Annotated in this window: 4 protein-coding genes; 2 read left to right on the forward strand and 2 right to left on the reverse strand. The window is 68.6% G+C overall.

The window, feature by feature from the left end; all coding sequences use genetic code 11:
- On the forward strand, positions 1 to 202 hold a 202-nt coding region (locus tag VGQ94_08120; GenBank protein HEV2022483.1), incomplete at its 5' end, for a hypothetical protein.
- Between the two features lie 74 nt (positions 203 to 276).
- Positions 277 to 1,218 carry an EamA family transporter gene (locus VGQ94_08125; GenBank protein HEV2022484.1) on the forward strand — a complete coding sequence of 314 codons (942 nt, stop codon included), beginning with the start codon at positions 277 to 279 and terminating at the stop codon, positions 1,216 to 1,218.
- A gap of 9 nt (positions 1,219 to 1,227) precedes the next feature.
- Here VGQ94_08125 and murA read toward each other — a convergent pair whose 3' ends face one another.
- Together murA and murQ are read right to left on the reverse strand one after the other, a co-directional pair.
- Positions 1,228 to 2,532: a UDP-N-acetylglucosamine 1-carboxyvinyltransferase gene (murA, locus tag VGQ94_08130; protein ID HEV2022485.1), complete on the reverse strand. Its 1,305-nt coding sequence runs from the start codon at positions 2,530 to 2,532 to the stop codon at positions 1,228 to 1,230.
- Between the two features lie 97 nt (positions 2,533 to 2,629).
- Positions 2,630 to 3,349 (reverse strand): N-acetylmuramic acid 6-phosphate etherase (murQ, locus tag VGQ94_08135; protein ID HEV2022486.1); only part of this gene is annotated, 720 nt, incomplete at its 5' end.

Below are 3,349 nucleotides of genomic sequence, written 5' to 3' on the forward strand. Positions count from 1 at the left end.
GAGCCCTTCCCCGAACGTCCTGACCGCGGAGGCCGCGGCGGTTTCCGCGGTGGACGCGGCGGACGCGGAGGAAGCGGCAGCGGCGGTGGCGGCGGCAAGGGACGCGGAGGACGCGGAGGACGCGGAGGCCCGCCGGGAGGCGGCAGTCGCGGCCCGCGCGGCGGCGACGGCGCAGGAAACCGCTAAGCCGGCACCATCTTAACGAGAAAGCCGCGAAGCTCTCGCGGCTTTTTCCTTTTGGTACGCATCTACTTCCTGTCACACTGAACCCTCGCCATGGCGACCGACGACACCCAGACCGGCGCCTCGCCCCCTGCCTTCCGCCTTCCCCATTACCTCGCCTACCTCACCCTCTGCCTCATCTGGGGCACCACCTGGATGGCCATCCGCGTCCTGGTGCGCGACGTGCCGCCGCTCTGGTCCGCCGGCGTGCGCTTCATTCTGGCCGCCGCCATCATGCTGCTGATATCGGCGGTCCGCGGCTCCCAAGCGCCTCAGGGGCCGCGCGAGTGGCGCGCGGTTTGTGTCCTGGGGATCACCATGATCGCCTTGCCCTTCGGACTTCTCTTCTGGGCCGAGCAGTCCGTCACCTCTTCCATGTCCGCGGTGCTCTACTCCGCCATGCCTCTGTGTGTGGCCGCGTTCACTCCATGGATGAGCAAGCACTCGGTCCCGCGAACAGCGATCTTCGGCATGGTGCTGGGTGCGGGCGGGATCGCCGTGCTCTTCGGCCAGGGCCTGGCCGCTACGCGCAGCACACTCTTGGGCGGGGTGGCCATCCTGCTGGCCGTGATCTCAAATGCCTTTTCCATCCACTTCGCCAAACGCGAGATCTCCGGCATGGACCCGGTTGCCACCACCGGTTGGCAGTTCCTGGTAGGCGCAGTGGTGCTGGTGGCGGGCAGTTCGGTGATGGAGCGCGGCCGCGCGTCCCAGTGGACTCCGCACGCCCTCCTCGCTTTGCTGTTCCTGGCCGTGGTGGGCTCGGCGGTCGCCTTCGGTCTGTATTACTGGCTGTTGCGCCACGTGCAGCCCTACCAGATCTCGACCCTCAGCCTAGTGGTGCCCCTTGTGGCCATTGTGGAGGGCGCACTTATCCTGCGGGAACCTATCCCGCCGCTCATGCTGGTGGCGTCGCTGGTGGTGCTGGCGGCGGTGGCGGGTGTGCTGCGCGCCCAGGCGGGCCAGCCGGCGCCCATCACGCTGTCGGAGGGGTGAAGTGGAAAACTACCCGGTGACCAGGGGAGCCGCGGCCCGGCGCGGCAGCATCTCTCCGATGCGCTTCATCTGGGCGCCCACGCCGCGCAGCTTCTCCTCGATGCGCTCGTAGCCGCGATCGATGTGATAGACGCGGTCGATGATGGTCTCGCCCTCGGCCACCAGTCCCGCCAGCACCAGCGAAGCCGAGGCGCGCAGGTCGGAAGCCAGAACCGCCGCCGCGCTCAGCGGCGTCTTGCCGCGCACGATGGCCTGCGAGCCCTCCACCTTGATGTCCGCGCCCATGCGCACCAGCTCCTGCGCGTGCAGGAAGCGGTTCTCGAAGATGTTTTCGGTGACGATGGAGGTCCCTTCCGCCTGCGTGGCCAGCACCATGTACTGCGCCTGCATGTCGGTGGCGAAGCCGGGATACTCCTCGGTGGCCACGTCCGCGGGCTTCAAGGGGCCGTTCGACATCACGCGCACCGACTCGGAGTTGTGTTTCACCGTCGCGCCCGCCTCCTGCAGCTTCTGCAGCAGCGCGGTCAGGTGCGAGGGGTCGCAGGCGGAGACGATCAGGTCGCCGCCGGTCAACGCGCCCGCCACGATGAACGTCCCCGCCTCGATGCGGTCGGGGATGATGCGGTGCTTCGCGCCGCGCAGCCGCTCCACTCCTTTCACTCGGATGGTGGAAGTTCCCGCGCCTTCGATGCGAGCGCCCATCTTGTTGAGCAGGGCGGCCAGGTCGGCGACCTCGGGCTCGAGCGCGCAGTTCTCCATCACGGTTTCGCCGTCGGCCAGGGTCGCGGCCATCAGCAGGTCTTCGGTGCCGGTGACGGTGATGCGGTCAAAGACGATGTGTCCGCCGCGCAGGCGCTCCGCCCGCGCCTCTACGTATCCGTGCTCCTGTGTGATGGCGGCGCCCAACTGCTCCAGTCCCTTGATGTGCAGGTTGATGGGCCGCGCGCCGATGGCGCAGCCGCCGGGCAGCGAGACCCGCGCCCGTCCCGTGCGCGCCACCAGCGGCCCCAGCACCAGGGTGGAGGCGCGCATGGTCTTCACCAGGTCGTAGGAGGCTTCCGGATTCAGAAGATTTCGGCAGCTCAGGGTGGTGCGGTGGTGGGCGCGACCGTATCCCAGCTCGACCTCGGCGCCCATGGCTTCCAGCAGCTTGCTCGTGGTCTGGATGTCGCGCACGTCCGGGATGTTCTCCAGGATCACCGGCTCGTCGGTGAGCAGCGCCGCTGCCATGCAGGGAAGCGCGGCGTTCTTGGCGCCGCTGATGCGCACCGTCCCCACCAGGGGATTGCCGCCGCGGATTACGAACTTGTCCATAGAGGGTGAGCCCGCGCGGGCCAGTCGCCCGCATGCACACAGACATTTTACGGGCTAATGAGTATTAGACACCGCGTGGACCCCGTGACGAGTGTGGTTAGCCTTCCATGGCCTTCCGGACATGGCCATGCGCGGCGGCCAGGCGGCGCTTGGCCTCCGACCGCCCCAGACCGGCCTTGAGCATCACCAGCGCCACTGGGACGCTGTTCCCGGCGGCCTTGAGCGCCTTCCTCGCCGCCTCCCGGTCGAGGCCGGAGGCGCGCTCGAGGATCGCGAGGCCGCGCTCCACCAGCTTCCGGTTCTTCAGGTGGACGTTCACCATCAGGTTGCCATAGACGTAGCCCAGCCGGGTCATGGCGCCGGTCGAGAGCATGTTGAGCACCAGCTTCTGCGCGGTGCCCGCCTTCATGCGCGTGGAGCCGGCGACCACCTCCGGCCCCGTCTCGACCACAATGGCGATCTCCGCTGCCCGCCCCATAGGCGACCCGGGATTCCCCGTTATGGCGACGGTGGTCGCACCGCGCTCCCGCGCGTACTCCAGTGCGCCCAGGGTGTAAGGAGTGCGCCCGCTGGCGCTGATGCCGACGACGACGTCCTTCTTTGTCGGCCGCTTCTTTGCCAAGTCGCGGCGGCCGAGCCGGGGAGAGTCTTCGTTGATTTCCGCGGCGCGGGCCATCGCCCGGCTGCCGCCGGCGATGACGTACTGCACCATGCGCGGATCGGTGTTGAAGGTGGGCGGGCACTCGGAGGCGTCGAGCGCCGCGATGCGCCCGCTGGTCCCTGCGCCAACATAGATGAGGCGGCCGCCGCGGCCGAG

The sequence above is a fragment of the Terriglobales bacterium genome, assembly GCA_035937135.1.
GTDB lineage: Bacteria > Acidobacteriota > Terriglobia > Terriglobales > Acidobacteriaceae > DASYVL01.

Coding starts and splice junctions, on each gene's coding strand:
- VGQ94_08125 (HEV2022484.1), top strand. CDS start 277: ATGGCGACCGACGACACCCAGACCGGCGCCTCGCCCCCTGCCTTCCGC.
- murA (HEV2022485.1), bottom strand. CDS start 2,532: ATGGACAAGTTCGTAATCCGCGGCGGCAATCCCCTGGTGGGGACGGTG.